A 16,625-nucleotide genomic window follows, 5' to 3' on the forward strand; every position below is an offset into this window, starting at 1 on the left:
AGCTGCAAGCTACAAGTAAAAGCACAATCGCTCAGCTTGCAGCTTGCAGCTTGCAGCTTGCAGCTTGCAGCTTGCAGCTCAGAGACTGAGTCGCATCGACAGATCCACCGCTTTGACATCCTTGGTCATCGCGCCAATCGAGATGTAATCCACGCCCGTTTCGGCGATCGGCAGCAGTGTGCTTTCGTTGATGCCACCGCTGGCTTCCAGTTTCGCTTTGCCGGCGGTCAGGCGCACCGCTTCGCGCATGTCGTCCAGACTCAGTTCGTCGAGCATGATGATGTCGGCGCCGGCTTCCAGCGCTTTCTGCAACTCCTCAAGGCTTTCCACTTCGATCTCCACCGGTTTGCCCGGGGCGATCTTGTGCGCGGCGGCCACGGCTTCAGCGATGCCACCGCTGGCGGCGATGTGGTTTTCCTTGATCAGGAAGGCGTCGTACAGACCGATCCGGTGGTTGTGGCAGCCGCCGCAGGTCACCGCGTATTTCTGCGCCAGGCGCAGGCCCGGCAGGGTCTTGCGGGTGTCGAGCAACTTGACCTGCGTCGCGCCGACGAAGTCAGCCAGGTACTGCGCGCGCGTCGCCACGCCGGACAGCAACTGCAGGAAGTTCAACGCGCTGCGTTCACCCGTCAGCAGTGAGCGAGCCGGGCCTTCCAGGTGAAACAGCGGCTGATTGGCCTTGACCCGCTGGCCGTCGACCACTTGCCAATGCACCGCCACACGCGGATCGAGCTGGCGAAACACCGCATCGACCCACGCGGTGCCGCAGATGACGGCCTCGTCACGGGTGATGATGGTGGCTTTGGCCAGGCGTTCGGCCGGGATCAGTTGCGCGGTGATGTCGCCGCTGCCGACGTCTTCGAGCAACGCACGGCGCACGTTGTTTTCGATTTCGGCGGTCAGATCGGCGAGACGTAGATTCGGCATAACGGACTCCACAAACAAAGTGATTCGATTATAGGGGCAGGGCGCGAGCCAACCCAAGGCGAGAACGCGCGTGCCTGCCTGCATCAGGTCGATTTTCTCAGCCGAGTGCGGGGTTCGTGGCGTATAGGGGAAACCCTGAGGCCTATAGCATCGCCGCCATCTTTTGCCAGATAATCCGCCTTGTATTTGACGTCATGGCTTTGACGAACGACTCTGCGAGAGGCGGTGTCAAAGCGACGAACCGAATCACTGTTCCAGGAGGCTTGGATGCGTAACGACGGGAAAGTGGTGCCTCTGCACCGGGCGACTGCCGATTTGGCGGAGCACTCGCCGCTTGCCCGCCTGCCGGTGATTCTGCTGCAGGTTCGCGACAAGGCTGCGCAGCAGCTGCGCCACGATCTGCAGGAACTGTTCGATAACGCCGACGACACGCTGTTCGAAATGGCCGACCGGGCGCGCAACGACGTCGATCAGAACATCTTTTTCGAAGCCATGCGCGACCTGCGCCTCAAGCGCAAGAACATCGAGCGCGGCTTTCTCGAGCTGTTTTTCGAAGCCTTCGCCGGTCTCACTCAATACGACCCTGCCACCATTACCTTGCCACGCACGCTGGTGGTCGAAGATGCGGCGCCGCGCACCGATGCCATGGAACGCACCGTCGCCGTGCAGACCATGGTCAGCCGCGTGCTCAAGCGCGACGGCTTCGCCCTCGATCAACTGACCGCGCGGTTCAGCTCGATGCTCGGCAAGCGTCTCGACGATCAGCACAATCCGCTGAGTCCGGCGATGCTCTGCGAATATTTCCTGCAGGCCGGGCGTAATCTTGGCGTCGAGATCAAGGTCAAGCTGATCCTGCTCAAGCTGTTCGAACGCTACGTGCTGGCCGACACCGAACAGCTGTATGCCGAGGCCAATCAGTTGCTGCTCGCCACCGGCGTATTGCCGCATCTGAAACCGGCCACAACGCGGCGTCCTGTTGAGCGTGGGGAAGGCGACCCGTTCGTTGAAGAACTCGACGCGCCGCCGCCAGCGGACGAAGGCGTCGAGGAAGTATTTGCCGCGCTGCAGCAACTGCTCGCTCACGTGCGCGGCCGTGTCACCCCGACACTGGAGCCCGGCGCCCCGGCGCATCCGATCAATACCCGCGACCTGCTGCGGTTGTTGTCGCACTTGCAGCAATACGTACCCGCGCTGGAGGCTCAGGAAGATTTCGATCTGCGTCATCAGCTCGAACAGCTGCTGACCCGGGTCAGCGTCAGAAGTGGCCGCTCCCGCGTCGTCGCGACTGCCGATGAAGATGTGATCAACCTGATCGCCATGGTCTTCGACTGCATCCTCGAGGATCGCAACGTGCCCGACGCGCTCAAGGCACTGATCGCCCGATTGCAGATTCCGATGCTCAAGGTCGCCGTACTGGACAAGAGTTTCTTCAGCCGCAGCACCCATCCGGCGCGGCGCCTGCTCAATGAAATCGCCGAGGCCGCAATGGGCTGGAGCGATTGCGATGGTGCTGAGCGGGACAGCCTCTACGTGCGCATCGAGCAAGTGGTGCAGCGCTTGCTGAGCGAGTTCGTCGACGACCCGGCGATCTTCTCCGAACTGCTTGCCGATTTCCTCGCCTTCACCCAGGACGAACGCCGCCGCACCGAACTGCTCGAACAACGCCTGCGCGATGCCGAGGAAGGTCGGGCGAGAGCCGAGCTGGCTCAGCGTCGCGTAGCGCAGGCGCTGCAGCAGGCGTTATCGGGCAAAGTGCTGCCGGCCTCGGTGGTCGGTTTCGTTCAGCAGGCCTGGAGCAACGTGCTGTTGCTGACCTGTCTGAAGCATGGCGATCAGTCCGCCGAATGGCACGCCGACGTGCAGACCATGGAACAGTTGATCTGGAGTGTGCAACGCCATGACGACGGCGAATCCAGCCTGCGTCTGTTGGCACTGGTGCCCGGCTTGCTCAAGTCGCTGCGCGATGGCCTGAGCAGCACGGCGTTCGACCCGTTTGCCACCAGCGAATTCTTCAGTGAACTGGAGGCGCTGCACGTGCGCGTGCTGGAACGCTCCGACGACGCCGATCACAGCCTGATCGAAGTCACGCCGCAGCTCTTGCAGCACAGCGCCGACCTGACTGATGCCGCTACGCCATCGCCGCGCCCGGCGCAAGACGATGCCGGTCTCTGTCAGGTCGAGCAGTTGCGTGTGGGCAACTGGGTGGTGTTCGACGAGAACGACGAGCAGACCTTGCGTTGCAAGCTCGCGGCGATCATCGATGAGACCGGCAAGTACGTTTTCGTCGACCGCACCGGCATGAAAGTACTGGAGCGCGATCGCACCGATCTGGCCATGGCGTTCAGCCGTGGTGGCGCCCGCGCGCTGGAGGACACTTTGCTGTTCGACCGCGCACTTGAAACGGTGCTGGGCGACCTGCGGCGACTCAATCGCGGCAAGTGATCGCGCGGCAAGGGCGGATCGCGGCATACTGGGCGCCCACATGGTCGGCGTTGAAGGAATCGGTATGCAGTTGGATCCCGCGAGCGGGTGGTGTCATGGCGTGCAGATCTGCCCGTCACCCAACTTCAATGAGCGCCCGGCGGGCGAAGTGTCCCTGTTGGTCATCCACAACATCAGCCTGCCGCCGGCGCAATTCGCCACGGGCAAGGTGCAGGAATTTTTCCAGAATCGTCTGGATGTCACCGAACACCCGTACTTTGCAGGCATCGCTGACCTGCGCGTCTCGGCGCATTTTCTGATCGAACGTGACGGCAAGGTCACCCAGTTTGTCTCCTGTCTGGAGCGGGCGTGGCATGCCGGCGTTTCGCTGTTCGAAGGTCGTGAAACCTGTAACGATTTTTCCGTGGGCATCGAGCTGGAAGGCACCGATGATCTGCCGTTCACCGACGAACAATATCGCTCGCTGATTGCGCTGACCCGGCAGTTGCAGGAGCGTTTTCCAGCGATCACCGATCAGCGCATCTGCGGCCACAGCGATATCGCGCCGGGGCGCAAGACCGATCCGGGACCGGCATTCGACTGGGCACGCTACCGCGCGGCCCTGGCAAAAGAGGAAGGACAATGAGTTTTCTGGTGTTACTGCTGGCGCTGTGGATCGAGAAGTTTTCGGCCCTGCGCCATCGGCTTCAACGCGATGGCGGATGGATCCGCGAACTGCACAAACTCGAAGCCGGTGAGCGGCTGGCGAAACAACCGTGGCTGGTGCTGACGATACTGGTGCTGTTCCCGGTGGCATTGCTGGCGCTGTTGTTGCTGGTGCTGGAGCCGGTGGCGTACGGTTTGCTGGCGCTGCCGGTGCATTTGCTGGTGGTGATTTACAGCCTCGGACGCGGCGATCTGCTCGGCGGCCTCGGCCCGTTCCGCGATGCCTGGCGCCGCGAGGATCTGCAAGCGGCGGCGCACGTGGCCAAGCGCGACCTGAACATCTGCGCCGACAGCGGCGAGCAATTGCTCGAGCGGGTGCAAGGGCATCTGCTGTGGCAGGCCTATCAGAGTTTCTTCGCGGTGATCTTCTGGTACTTCCTCCTCGGCCCGGTGGCGGCATTGGCCTATCGCTTGCTGGCGCTGGCCGAAGAGCACGGCAACAATCCGGCGCTGGTCGAGCGTGCGGCGCAGTTGCGTCACGCTTTCGATTGGGTGCCGGTGCGTTTGCTGGCGGCGAGTCTGGCCCTGGTCGGCAACTTCGTCGCGGTCAGCCGAGTGATGCTGCATGAGCTGCTCAACTGGAACATCAGCGCTGCACAGTTGATCAACAAGGTCGGCCTGGCCGCCGGGGAAATCCCGCCGCCAGCGGTCGGCCCGGACGGCATCAACACCCTCGACTGCCTGTGGGAACTGCTGCTGCGCGCGGCAGTGCTGTGGTATGCCGGGTTTGCCTTGTGGACTGTTCTGGTTCACTGACGATCTGAAATGAACATATTGTGGCGAGGGAGCTTGCTCCCGCTGGGTGGCGAAGCCGCCCTCGCTGTTCGTCACCTGCAACGCTTTTGTCTGATTGGCGCCTGCTACGCAGCCGAGCGGGAGCAAGCTCCCTCGCCACAGTGGTCTGTTGCTGGTTCTTGCGTTGTTAACCTTAAGTTACAAAACCCCCCGCCGTTTTGCGCTATACAGGGATAGCGCCCGATAGTGGCTATCTGCTGTCGCCCCGCGCCTGCCAATAAAAACAAGAAAAACCAAGGGAGACTTCCAGTGAAGAGCTTGCTCTATCCCGCCGTCTCGCTGATGAACCGTCTGAGCTTCGGCATGAAGTTCAGCCTGATCAGCGTGCTGTTCCTGGTGCCGATGCTGGTGACCAATTTCTATCTGGTGCGCGACTCCTATCGCGAATTTCAGGGCACCCGTGTCGAACTGCAGAGCCTCGACCTGCTGGGCAGCAGCCTGAGCCTGCGTCGGGATCTGGAAACCCTGAACAATCTGGTGCAGATCGACGTCACCCTCGGCCAGTCCGGCAAGGCGGGCAATGTCGAAGCGCAGATCCAGACCTTGGAGCAGGCCGTGCTCGCGCGCCTCGAAGGGCTGACGGCGATGACCGAAGACCCCGAGCAGATCAGGCAATTCGAAGCCAAACGCGATGAAATGATCGCCGCGTTCAAAGCCCAACAAGCGGAAAGCTCGCTGCAAAGCAAAAGCGCGTTGATCGGCAAGTTGCTGGCCAGTGCGCAGATTTTCAGCCAGATCATCACCAGTCAGGCGGGGCTGAGCCGCGATAACCAGAGTGATATTCGCCAGCTCAGCGAACTGGTCACGCTGATCACCCCGAGCGTCACGCAGACGCTCGGCGAAGGCCGGGCGATGGGTTCGTATTCGTTGGGCCAGGGCTTTCTAAACAGTTCTTCGAGTACACGTTTTGACGAGTTGCTGGTGCAGATCGAAAAACTCCAGGCCGAGTACGCCCTGAAGCTGCAAGACGCCCTCGGTTCCAGCAGCGCTGCCCGTGAATCGCTCAGCGCCCAGGCCGACAGCAGCAAGGCCTCGCTCAAGCAGGCCAGCGAATTGTTCGAAGAACAAGTGGTGATGGCCGACACCCTCGATGCGCCGTGGCAGGGGTTTTACGATCAGGTCACCGGCCTGTTGGAACACACCTATCAGCTGAATCAAGCCACGCTGAAATTTCTCGACAACCAGTTGCAGCAACGTCTGGCGCAGAACCGCATGCACATGGTTCTGCAAGCCTCGGCGCTGTCGGTGGTGTTCGTGTTGATTTTCTATCTTTACGGCGGTTTCTACGCCTCGACCCGCACCACCCTGAAAAGCCTCGGGGCGATGATGGACAGAGTCGCGGCCGGTGACATGACCGTCAACTTCAAGGCCAGCAGCCGCGATGAACTGGGCGAATTGGGCGAGGTGTTCAACGGCACGGTGAAGAAGATTCACGACCTGATCGAACGCGTTGGCCACACCGTCGGCGAAGTCGAGCGTCAGGCCGGGCAAGTGGAGCGCGTGTCGGCGCAGAGTAATCAGGCTGTCGCCGGGCAGCGTACGCAAATCGAACAAGTGGCGACGGCGATGAACCAGATGTCGGCGACCTCAATGGAAGTTGCCCGCAGTGCTGCGGCAGCGGTGAGTAGCGCCCACAGCGTCAACGACGAAACCCTGAGCGGGCGGGGTCTGGTGGAATCGCAGCAGGGCAGCATTGCCGCGCTGGCCAGCGAGATTGATCAGTCGGTGCTGGTGATCAATCAATTGGCCAGTGACAGCCAGTCGATCAGCCGTGTGCTTGAGGTGATCAAGAGCATCGCCGAGCAGACCAACCTGCTGGCGCTCAACGCCGCGATCGAAGCGGCCCGGGCCGGCGAGCAGGGGCGCGGTTTTGCCGTGGTCGCCGACGAAGTACGCACCCTGGCAAAGCGCACCCAGCAATCGACCGAGGAGATCGAGCAGATGATTGCCAAACTGCATGGCGGCGTCGGCGCGGCGGTGAAGGCCATGGGCGTCAGCCATCAGATGGCCAATGGCACGGTCGGGCAGTCGGAGAAGGTCCAGCAAGCGCTGGAAAATATTCTCGGCGCGGTGGGCATGATCGTCGACCAGAACCAGCAGATCGCCGCTGCCGTGGAACAGCAAACCGCCGTGGCCCATGACATCGATCAGAACATCGTCGAGATCAACCGCGCCGGCGAACGCACGGCGCAAGGGGCACACCAGACCGAAGATGCCAGCCGCGCGCTGTCGGCGCAGGTGGTTGAACTCAAACAACTGATCAGCGCATTTCGCGTCTGAGAGGCTGGTGCCGGATCAAAAATGTGGGAGCGAGCCTGCTCGCGAAGGCGGTGGGGCAGGCACTGACGATCTCACCGACAGATCGCTTTCGCGAGCAGGCTCGCTCCCACAGGGGATAGCGGTGTTACCAGCCGAAGACTTCGCAGCAGTTGGTGGTGCTGACGTTGGCGAGTTGTTCAGGGGTGATATTCATCAGCTCGGCCAGCGCCGCGCAAATCGCCGGTAGATGCGCCGGGCTGTTGCGCTGGCCGGGGAACATGGCGGGGGCCATGTCCGGTGAGTCGGTTTCCAGCACCACCGAGTGCAGTGGCAGTTCCGGCAGGACCCGATGCATGCGCAATGCCTGCGGCCAGGTCGGTGCACCGCCAAGACCCAGTTTGTAACCGAGCTTGATGTATTCCCGCGCTTCTTCGCGGCTGCCGGCGAAGGCGTGGATGATGCCGGCGCGTTTGAGATTGAAGCGTTTGAGCGTGGCGATTACCGCCGCATGGCTGCGGCGAACGTGGATCAGCGCCGGCAAGTCGAAATCCGCCGCCAGTTGCAGTTGCGCATCGAACAACGCTTGCTGGCGCTCCCGGTCCAGGGTTTCGATGAAATAATCCAGACCGATCTCGCCCACCGCACACAACTGCCGATGCCCGCGCAGGCGTGTCAGCCAGTCACCCAGTGCGAGCAAATCCTCGCGGCGGTGCTGATCGAGGAACACCGGATGCAGACCGAACGCCGCATACAGGTCGGCATCGCTCTGGACCAGGTCCCACACCCGTTGCCAGTTGCCCTGATGCACGCCGAGCACGACCATGCGCCGCACCCCGAGGGCGCGGCTTTCGGCCAGCAGCGCCGCGCGATCGGCGTCGAAGTCGGGAAAGTCGAGATGGGTGTGACTGTCGATCAGCTCCACGCTTCAGTCCCGATGAATACGCTGCTTGAAGGTCCGCGCAATGGCTTGCACGCCCGGCTGGTAATCGTCCTGCTCGACCGCGGCCAGGGCCAGTTCCAGGGCCTTGTCGGCGATCAACTGGTGTTGCTGGGACATGGCGTTGACCGGCAGCGGCAGGAAATCCAGCAACTGCGTGTCGCCGAAGGTGCCAAGGCGCAGCGGCCGTGATTTCAGCGGGAAATCATGCAGTGCATCGAACACGCCCTGCAGCAGCACGTAAGAAGTGGTCACCAGCGCGTCAGGCAAATGCCCCAACCGCTGCAGGAGTTCTTCCATCAGTTGCTTGCCGCACTCGCGGCTGAACGACTCGGCGTGCTCGACCAGCACCTCGCCTTGGAAATCTTTGAGCGCTTCGCGGAAACCGGCGGCACGTTCCTGGCTGATGCTCAATTCCGGACGGGCGCCGAGCAGCACGATCTGCTTGGGCTGTGGATCGAGCAGGCTCTGGGTCAGGTGCAGGCTGGCCTCGCGGTCGTCGCTGATCACCGAGCAGAAATGCTCCGGCTCCATGACCCGGTCGATGGCGATGATCGGCAGACCCTTGGCCTGCAACTGGCGATAGCTGTCATCACCAGCGGGCAGACAACTGGCGACGATCAGCGCGTCGCAACGCCGGGCGCGGAACAGTTGCAGGAGCTGACGTTCGCTGTCCGGCGCATCGTCGGAGCTGGCGATCAGCAATTGATAACCGCGCGCCCGCGCGCCTTGTTCGAGCAACTTGGCGATCCGCGCGTAACTGGGGTTTTCCAGATCCGGCAGGATAAAGCCCAGGGTGCGCGTGTGCCGACTGCGCAGGCCGGCCGCTTGCGGATTGGGCGTAAAGCCATGCAGATCGACCACCGCGCGCACGCGCTCGACGGTCGCGTTACTGATGCGTTGCTGTTCGGCCTTGCCGTTGATGACGTAGCTGGCGGTGGTGACGGAGACGCCGGCCAACCGCGCGATATCACTGAGTTTCAACCCGGTATTTCCTTGTTTTTTCGAGCATGCCGCGACATTTTCGCCAATCCTACCCGATAAGGGCAGCCGACTTATTGCCTAGGCAGATCCGACCAGTTGGACTTCAAGGATGAGACATTATCGAGTAACGTGCCGATCAATCTAGATTAAACGTTTCAGCAAGCGTATTTTCTACGTTTTAGACGCCTTTGCCCGGTCCTGCCGTGAAACCGCCAAAGCTGCCGCTGAAAAGCGCGGCAGAGCGCCTAAGCTGTGAACCATTCAAAACAATACCTGGCGTTGAACTGCGCCAAAAAGGAGATCGCATGCTTGAGCTCACTATAGAGCAGATATCCATGGGCCAGTCGGCCGTGGATAAACCCGCCGCCCTGCAATTGCTCGCCAGTCATCTGGTCGCCGACGGTCTGGTGGCCGACGGCTACCTCGCCGGCCTGCAGGCTCGGGAAGCCCAGGGCTCGACCTTTCTCGGTCAAGGCATCGCCATTCCCCACGGTACCCCGGAAACCCGCGATCAGGTATTCGCCACCGGCGTGCGCCTGATGCAGTTTCCTGACGGCGTCGACTGGGGCGATGGCCAGATCGTCTATCTGGCGATCGGCATCGCGGCGAAATCCGACGAACACCTGCGTCTGCTGCAACTGTTGACCCGCGCCCTCGGCGAGACCGATCTGGGCCAGGCCCTGCGTCGCGCCAGCTCGCCCGAAGCGTTGCTGAAGTTGCTGCAAGGCGCGCCGCAGGAACTGGCGCTGGACGCACAGATGATCGGCCTCGGTGTGTCGGCCGACGATTTCGAAGAACTGGTCTGGCGCGGCGCGCGTCTGCTGCGTCAGGCCGATTGCGTGAGCAACGGTTTTGCCGGCGTGTTGCAGCAAGTCGAAGCGCTGCCATTGGGCGATGGCCTGTGGTGGCTGCACAGCGAGCAGACCGTGAAGCGTCCGGGGCTGGCATTCGTCACCCCGGACAAACCGATGCGCTACCTCGGCCAGCCGCTCAGCGGTCTGTTCTGCCTGGCGAGCCTGGGCGAAGCGCATCAGGCACTGCTCGAGCGTTTGTGCGCGTTGCTGATCGAAGGTCGCGGCCACGAACTGGGCCGCGCCACCAGCAGCCGCAAAGTCCTCGAAGTATTGGGCGGTGAGTTGCCGGCTGACTGGCCGAGCGCGCGTATTGCCCTAGCCAATGCCCACGGTTTGCATGCGCGCCCGGCGAAGATCCTCGCGCAACTGGCGAAAAGTTTTGATGGCGAAATTCGCGTGCGCATCGTCGACAGTCAGGACAGTGCCGTGTCGGTGAAGAGCCTGAGCAAACTGCTCAGCCTCGGCGCCCGGCGCGGTCAGGTGCTGGAGCTGATCGCCGAACCGAGCATCGCCGCCGATGCCTTGCCGGCCCTGCTCGCGGCGATTGAAGAAGGCCTCGGTGAAGAGGTCGAACCGCTGCCGGCCGTGAGTCAGCAGCGCGAAGTGATCGCCGACATCGCCGAAGTGCTGGTCGCTCCGGCGTCCGGTAGCCTGTTGCAAGCGATTCCCGCCGCCCCGGGCATCGCCATCGGCCCGGCGCACATTCAGGTGCTGCAGGCCATCGATTACCCGTTGCGCGGCGAGTCGGCGGCGATCGAGCGCGAGCGCCTCAAGCAAGCGCTGAGCGACGTGCGCCGCGACATTCAGGGCTTGATCGAACGCAGCAAGGCCAAAGCAATCCGCGAGATTTTCATCACCCACCAGGAAATGCTCGACGACCCGGATCTGACTGACGAAGTCGACACTCGCCTCAAGCAAGGCGAAAGCGCCGAAGCGGCGTGGATGGCGGTGATCGAAGCAGCGGCCAAACAGCAGGAATCACTGCAGGACGCTTTGCTCGCCGAGCGAGCCGCGGATCTGCGTGACATCGGTCGCCGGGTGCTGGCGCAGTTGTGTGGCGTGCAAACCGCGAACGAGCCGGAGCAGCCGTACATTCTGGTGATGGACGAAGTCGGCCCGTCCGATGTTGCGCGTCTGGATCCTGCACGGGTCGCGGGGATTCTCACTGCGCGCGGTGGCGCTACCGCGCACAGCGCCATCGTCGCCCGTGCCCTCGGAATTCCGGCATTGGTCGGTGCGGGTGCGGCGGTGTTGCTGCTCGAACCGGGCACGCCACTGTTGCTCGACGGTCAGCGTGGCCGTCTGCATGTCGACGCCGATGCCGCGACGCTGCAACGCGCCGCTGAAGAACGCGACACCCGCGAGCAACGCCTGAAGATTGCCGCCGAACAACGCCATCAACCGGCGCACACCACCGATGGTCATGCGGTCGAAGTGTTCGCCAACATCGGTGAAAGCGCAGGCGTGACCAGTGCGGTGGAGCAGGGCGCCGAAGGCATCGGTCTGCTGCGCACCGAACTGATTTTCATGGCCCACCCGCAGGCACCGGACGAGGCCACGCAGGAAGCTGAATACCGTCGCGTCCTCGACGGTCTCGCCGGGCGCCCGCTGGTGGTGCGTACGCTTGACGTCGGCGGTGACAAACCGCTGCCATATTGGCCGATCGCCAAGGAAGAAAACCCGTTCCTCGGTGTGCGCGGCATTCGTCTGACCCTGCAGCGTCCGCAGATCATGGAAGCGCAACTGCGCGCCCTGCTGCGCTCAGCGGATAACCGCCCGCTGCGGATCATGTTCCCGATGGTCGGCAGCGTCGAAGAGTGGCGCCAGGCCCGCGACATGACCGAGCGTCTGCGCAAGGAAATTCCGGTCGCCGATCTGCAACTGGGGATCATGATCGAAGTGCCGTCGGCCGCATTGCTCGCGCCGGTGCTGGCCAAGGAAGTGGATTTCTTCAGCGTCGGCACCAACGACCTCACGCAATACACCTTGGCCATCGACCGTGGTCATCCGACCCTGTCGGCGCAGGCGGATGGCTTGCACCCGGCGGTGCTGCAACTGATCGACATCACCGTGCGCGCCGCCCATGCCCATGGCAAATGGGTGGGCGTTTGCGGCGAGCTGGCGGCCGATCCGCTGGCGGTGCCGGTGCTGGTCGGCCTCGGTGTCGACGAGCTCAGCGTGTCCGGTCGCAGCATTGCCGAAGTCAAGGCGCGCATCCGTGAACTCAGCCTGACCCAGGCGCAAACCCTCGCTCAACAGGCCCTGGCCGTGGGCAGCGCGAATGAAGTGCGCGCATTAGTGGAGGCCCTGTAATGGCCAAGATTCTCACCCTGACCCTCAACCCGGCACTCGACCTGACCGTCGAGCTGTCACGGCTGGATGCCGGTCAGGTCAATCGCAGCGACGAGATGCACACCCACGCTGCGGGCAAAGGCGTCAACGTCGCCCAGGTGCTGGCGGACCTCGGCCATCAGCTCACCGTCAGTGGCTTTCTCGGCGAAGACAATCTGCAAGCATTCGAAAACCTGTTCGCCAAGCGTGGTTTTGTCGACGCGTTCATCCGCGTGCCCGGCGAGACGCGTAGCAACATCAAGGTCGCCGAGCAGGACGGGCGCATCACCGACATCAACGGCCCGGGCCCGGTGGTCGATGCAGATGCGCAGCAAGCGTTGCTTGATCGCCTGCTGCAGATCGCGCCGGGGCACGATGCGGTAGTGGTCGCCGGCAGTTTGCCGCGCGGGGTCACTGCGCAGTGGCTGCGCGAGCTGGTCGACAAGCTCAATGCACTCGGCTTGAAAGTCGCCCTCGATTCCAGCGGTGAAGCCCTGCGCGCCGCGTTGCAGGCAAGCCCCTGGCTGATCAAACCGAACACCGAAGAACTGGCCCACGCACTCGGCTGCGAAGTAGTGTCGCCAATCGCCGAAGCACAAGCCGCGGCACGCTTGCATGCGCAAGGTATCGAGCACGTGGTGATCTCCCACGGCGCTGACGGCGTGAACTGGTTCAGTGTCGGCTCGGCCCTGCATGCCTCGCCGCCAAAGGTCAGCGTGGCCAGCACGGTCGGTGCCGGCGATTCATTGCTCGCCGGCATGCTCCACGGTCTGCTCAGCGCCGACACCCCCGAACAAACCCTGCGCACCGCCACCGCGATTGCGGCGATGGCGGTGACCCAGATCGGTTTTGGCATCAACGACCCTGCGCAACTGGCGCAGCTCGAACAGGGCGTGCGCGTGCGCCCCCTGACAGAACAATAAGAGGGTTCGTCATGAAGTTAGCCATTGTTACGGCTTGCCCGAACGGCATGGTCACCAGCGTCCTGTGCGCGCGTCTGCTCGATGCAGCGGCGCAGCGTCAGGGCTGGAGCACCAGCGTCGAAGTGGTCGATCCAGCGCACCCGGAACGCGAATTGTCGGCCGCCACCATTGAAGCGGCGGAGTGGGTCTTGCTGGTCACCACTGGCGCGGTGGACATGAGTCGGTTTGTCGGCAAGCGCGTGTTCCAGATCGCTCCGGCGCAGGCCTTGCAGGATGTCGAAGCGGTGTTGCGTCGCGGTGCTGAAGAAGCAGAAGTCTACGTGGCGAGCGAAGTCGAACCGGCGATCGATACGCCGCGTGCGCCGCGCATCGTTGCTATCACCGCGTGCCCGACCGGTGTCGCCCACACCTTCATGGCCGCCGAAGCGTTGCAGCAGACTGCCAAGCGTCTGGGCTATGAATTGCAGGTCGAAACCCAAGGCTCGGTGGGCGCGAAAACCCCGCTCAGCGCAACGGCCATCGCCGAGGCCGATGTGGTCCTGCTGGCGGCGGATATCGACGTCGCCACCGAGCGTTTCGCCGGCAAGAAAATCTATCGCTGCGGCACTGGCGTTGCGCTGAAGCAATCCGAAGCGACGCTGAAAAAAGCCTTGGCTGAAGGCGCTGTAGAAAGTGCGGCAAGCGACGGCAAGGCTGCGGCCAAGTCCGAGAAAACCGGCGTCTACAAGCACCTGCTCACGGGTGTGTCGTACATGCTGCCGATGGTGGTGGCGGGTGGTTTGCTGATTGCGTTGTCATTCGTGTTCGGCATCACCGCGTACAAGGAAGAAGGCACGCTGGCGGCGGCGCTGATGCAGATCGGCGGCGAAACTGCGTTCAAATTGATGGTGCCGCTGCTGGCCGGGTACATCGCCTACTCGATCGCCGACCGTCCGGGCCTTGCGCCGGGGATGATCGGCGGTCTACTCGCAGGCACCTTGGGCGCCGGGTTCATCGGCGGGATCATTGCCGGTTTCATTGCCGGTTATGCCGCCAAAGCCATCGCCCGCTATGTGAAGTTGCCGCAGAGCCTGGAGGCGTTGAAGCCGATTCTGATCATCCCGTTGCTGGCCAGTCTGGTCACCGGTCTGGTGATGATTTACGTGGTCGGCAAACCGGTCGCCGGCATGCTCGCCGCGCTGACGCAGTTCCTCGACAGCATGGGCACCACCAACGCAATTCTGCTCGGCGTGTTGCTCGGCGGCATGATGTGCGTCGACCTCGGCGGGCCGATCAACAAGGCTGCCTATGCGTTTTCGGTGGGGCTGCTGGCCTCGCAGAGTTACGCACCGATGGCCGCGACCATGGCGGCGGGCATGGTGCCGCCGATTGGCCTGGGCATCGCCACGTTCATTGCCCGGCGCAAGTTTGCCCAGACTGAACGTGAGGCCGGCAAAGCGGCTTTCGTGCTCGGCCTGTGCTTCATCTCCGAAGGGGCGATTCCGTTTGCCGCGAAAGACCCGCTGCGGGTGATCCCGGCGAGCATCGCTGGCGGTGCGCTGACCGGCGCTTTGTCGATGTATTTCGGCTGCAAACTGATGGCGCCGCACGGTGGTTTGTTTGTGCTGGCGATCCCGAATGCGATCAACCATGCGCTGCTGTATCTGCTGGCGATTGTCGCGGGGAGCCTGGTCACGGCGGTGGTGTATGCGCTGCTCAAAAGGCCTGAGACTGTCGAGCTGGCAGTCGAACCCGTCAACGCCTGACAACGCGATCTCTTTGTAGGAGTGAGCCTGCTCGCGATAGCGATGTGTCAGTGAGTGTTGAAGTTACTGACCCACCGCAATCGCGAGCAGGCTCACTCCTACATTTGAATTGCTGTGTGGCCAATGTCATAGCGGGTTCATACACCCGTGTTTAAGTTTTCCCTTTTGCAGGGAGAACACCATGAGCGATTTCAATCTCGGCCGGCGTCGCGTCATGCAAGCGGTTGGTGCCGGGCTGTTGCTGCCGGGGCTGGCGCCGGCGGTGATTGCCTCGGTCAAGGATCGTCCGCAGCTCACCGACGGCGTGCAGTCCGGCGACCTGCTCGGCGACCGCGCGATGATCTGGAGCCGCAGCGATCGCCCGGCGCGCATGGTGGTCGAGTGGGACACCGGCAGCCTGTTCGGCAACCCGCGCAAATTCGTCTCGCCGTTAGCCGATGCGCGTAGCGATTTCACCGCCCGCGTTGAACTCACCGGCCTGCCGGCCAACCAGGCAATCTTCTATCGCGTGCACTTCGAAGACGCCCAGACCGGCGTGGCCAGCGAACCGTGGTTCGGTCATCTGCGCAGCGTGCCGACGGCCAGGCGTGACATCCGTTTTGTCTGGAGCGGCGACACCGTCGGCCAGGGCTTCGGCATAAACCCGGACATCGGGGGCATGCGCATCTACGAAGCCATGCGCCTGCGCCTGCCGGACTTCTTTATCCACAGCGGCGACACCATCTACGCCGACGGCCCGGTGCCTGCGCAACTGACCACCGAGAGTGGCCGCGTCTGGCGCAATATCACCACAGAAGCCAAGAGCAAAGTCGCGCAGACTCTCGACGACTATCGCGGCAACTATCGCTATAACCTGATGGACGAAAACATCCGCCGCTTCAACGCCGAAGTGCCGCAGATCTGGCAGTGGGACGATCACGAAGTGGTCAACAACTGGTCACCAGGCAAACAGCTGGATGAGCGCTATCAGGAGAAAGATATCCACAAGCTGGTGGGGCGCGCGCGGCAAGCATGGCTCGAATATGCGCCGATGCGCTTACAGGCGGCGGACGGTGGCGGGCGGATCTATCGCAAGCTCGGTTACGGGCCGATGCTCGATGTATTCGTGCTGGATATGCGCAGTTATCGCGAAGCCAATGATGACAATCTTGGCGCGGCCAAACCTTTTCTCGGCCGCGAGCAACTGGACTGGCTCAAGCGCGAATTAAAGGCATCGAAGGCGCAGTGGAAAGTCATCGCCGCCGACATGCCCATCGGCCTTGGCGTCCCGGACGGCGAGGTCAGCCCGGGCGTTGCGCGTTGGGAAGCCGTGGCCAACGGCGACCCGGGACCTGCGCAGGGCCGCGAAGTGGAAATCGCCGAATTACTCGGGTTTCTGCGTGCGCAGCAGGTGCGCAATTTCGTGTTTTTGACGGCGGATGTGCACTACTGCGCGGCGCATCACTATCACCCGGACCGCGCGGCGTTTCAGGATTTCGAACCGTTCTGGGAATTCGTCGCCGGGCCGCTGAATGCCGGCAGTTTCGGGCCTAATCCGTTGGACAAGACGTTTGGCCCGGAGGTGGTGTTCGAGAAAGCGCCGCCTGCGCAGAACACCTCGCCGTTTGCCGGGTTTCAGTTTTTTGGTGAGGTGAATATTGACGGGCAGAGTGGCGAAATGAGTGTGGTGTTGCGGGATCTGGATGGCGTGGCGGTGTTTGAGCAGAAGTTGCAGCCAGTCTAA

Annotated in this window: 11 protein-coding genes; 8 read left to right on the plus strand and 3 right to left on the minus strand. The window is 62.7% G+C overall.

What is annotated here, in order from left to right; genetic code table 11:
- Positions 1–78: 78 nt before the first annotated feature.
- On the minus strand, positions 79–927 hold the full coding sequence (nadC, locus tag LIS66_RS03890; protein WP_227973669.1) for a carboxylating nicotinate-nucleotide diphosphorylase: 849 nt from the start codon (positions 925–927) through the stop codon (positions 79–81).
- A 267-nt stretch (positions 928–1,194) separates the two neighbouring features.
- Here nadC and LIS66_RS03895 point away from each other — a divergent pair, with 267 nt between their 5' ends.
- The 4 genes from LIS66_RS03895 to LIS66_RS27885 all read left to right on the plus strand — a co-directional run bounded on the left by LIS66_RS03895 (position 1,195) and on the right by LIS66_RS27885 (position 7,149).
- The gene (locus LIS66_RS03895) at positions 1,195–3,369 is read left to right on the plus strand and encodes a DUF1631 domain-containing protein (RefSeq protein ID WP_227973670.1); all 2,175 of its coding nucleotides are present in this window, start codon (positions 1,195–1,197) and stop codon (positions 3,367–3,369) included.
- Between the two features lie 64 nt (positions 3,370–3,433).
- Positions 3,434–3,994 (plus strand): 1,6-anhydro-N-acetylmuramyl-L-alanine amidase AmpD, encoded by a 561-nt coding sequence (ampD, locus tag LIS66_RS03900; RefSeq protein ID WP_042608869.1) that lies wholly within the window; start codon positions 3,434–3,436, stop codon positions 3,992–3,994.
- The gene (gene ampE, locus LIS66_RS03905; RefSeq protein WP_042608870.1) at positions 3,991–4,830 is read left to right on the plus strand and encodes a regulatory signaling modulator protein AmpE; all 840 of its coding nucleotides are present in this window, start codon (positions 3,991–3,993) and stop codon (positions 4,828–4,830) included. Before ampD ends, ampE begins: the two co-directional genes overlap by 4 nt.
- 1,629 nt (positions 4,831–6,459) lie before the next feature.
- Positions 6,460–7,149, plus strand: a complete 690-nt coding sequence (locus LIS66_RS27885; protein ID WP_370695133.1) for a methyl-accepting chemotaxis protein — start codon at positions 6,460–6,462, stop codon at positions 7,147–7,149.
- 124 nt (positions 7,150–7,273) lie between these two features.
- Here LIS66_RS27885 and LIS66_RS03915 read toward each other — a convergent pair whose 3' ends face one another.
- Both LIS66_RS03915 and cra read right to left on the minus strand, forming a co-directional pair.
- Positions 7,274–8,050, minus strand: coding sequence for a TatD family hydrolase (locus tag LIS66_RS03915; RefSeq protein ID WP_227973671.1), 777 nt, complete (start codon positions 8,048–8,050; stop codon positions 7,274–7,276).
- Between the two features lie 3 nt (positions 8,051–8,053).
- Positions 8,054–9,049 carry a catabolite repressor/activator gene (cra, locus tag LIS66_RS03920; protein ID WP_227973672.1) on the minus strand — a complete coding sequence of 332 codons (996 nt, stop codon included), beginning with the start codon at positions 9,047–9,049 and terminating at the stop codon, positions 8,054–8,056.
- A gap of 305 nt (positions 9,050–9,354) precedes the next feature.
- Between cra and ptsP the strand changes: the two genes are divergently transcribed.
- From ptsP to LIS66_RS03940, 4 genes are all read left to right on the plus strand, one after another.
- Positions 9,355–12,216 carry a phosphoenolpyruvate--protein phosphotransferase gene (gene ptsP / locus LIS66_RS03925; protein WP_083354206.1) on the plus strand — a complete coding sequence of 954 codons (2,862 nt, stop codon included), beginning with the start codon at positions 9,355–9,357 and terminating at the stop codon, positions 12,214–12,216.
- Positions 12,216–13,157, plus strand: a complete 942-nt coding sequence (gene pfkB / locus LIS66_RS03930; RefSeq protein WP_227973673.1) for a 1-phosphofructokinase — start codon at positions 12,216–12,218, stop codon at positions 13,155–13,157. Before ptsP ends, pfkB begins: the two co-directional genes overlap by 1 nt.
- 11 nt (positions 13,158–13,168) lie before the next feature.
- Complete coding sequence (locus LIS66_RS03935; RefSeq protein ID WP_227973674.1) at positions 13,169–14,902, plus strand: PTS fructose-like transporter subunit IIB; 1,734 nt, start codon at positions 13,169–13,171, stop codon at positions 14,900–14,902.
- A 181-nt stretch (positions 14,903–15,083) separates the two neighbouring features.
- The gene (locus tag LIS66_RS03940; protein ID WP_227973675.1) at positions 15,084–16,625 is read left to right on the plus strand and encodes an alkaline phosphatase D family protein; all 1,542 of its coding nucleotides are present in this window, start codon (positions 15,084–15,086) and stop codon (positions 16,623–16,625) included.

The organism is Pseudomonas sp. HN2, assembly GCF_020736465.1.
Lineage (GTDB): Bacteria > Pseudomonadota > Gammaproteobacteria > Pseudomonadales > Pseudomonadaceae > Aquipseudomonas > Aquipseudomonas moraviensis_A.

What these genes read in the sequence shown, in the direction of transcription:
- nadC (WP_227973669.1), bottom strand. Translation starts at nt 927, where the DNA reads ATGCCGAATCTACGTCTCGCCGATCTGACCGCCGAAATCGAAAACAAC.
- LIS66_RS03895 (WP_227973670.1), top strand. Translation starts at nt 1,195, where the DNA reads ATGCGTAACGACGGGAAAGTGGTGCCTCTGCACCGGGCGACTGCCGAT.
- ampD (WP_042608869.1), top strand. Translation starts at nt 3,434, where the DNA reads ATGCAGTTGGATCCCGCGAGCGGGTGGTGTCATGGCGTGCAGATCTGC.
- ampE (WP_042608870.1), top strand. Translation starts at nt 3,991, where the DNA reads ATGAGTTTTCTGGTGTTACTGCTGGCGCTGTGGATCGAGAAGTTTTCG.
- LIS66_RS27885 (WP_370695133.1), top strand. Translation starts at nt 6,460, where the DNA reads ATGGAAGTTGCCCGCAGTGCTGCGGCAGCGGTGAGTAGCGCCCACAGC.
- ptsP (WP_083354206.1), top strand. Translation starts at nt 9,355, where the DNA reads ATGCTTGAGCTCACTATAGAGCAGATATCCATGGGCCAGTCGGCCGTG.
- pfkB (WP_227973673.1), top strand. Translation starts at nt 12,216, where the DNA reads ATGGCCAAGATTCTCACCCTGACCCTCAACCCGGCACTCGACCTGACC.
- LIS66_RS03935 (WP_227973674.1), top strand. Translation starts at nt 13,169, where the DNA reads ATGAAGTTAGCCATTGTTACGGCTTGCCCGAACGGCATGGTCACCAGC.
- LIS66_RS03940 (WP_227973675.1), top strand. Translation starts at nt 15,084, where the DNA reads ATGAGCGATTTCAATCTCGGCCGGCGTCGCGTCATGCAAGCGGTTGGT.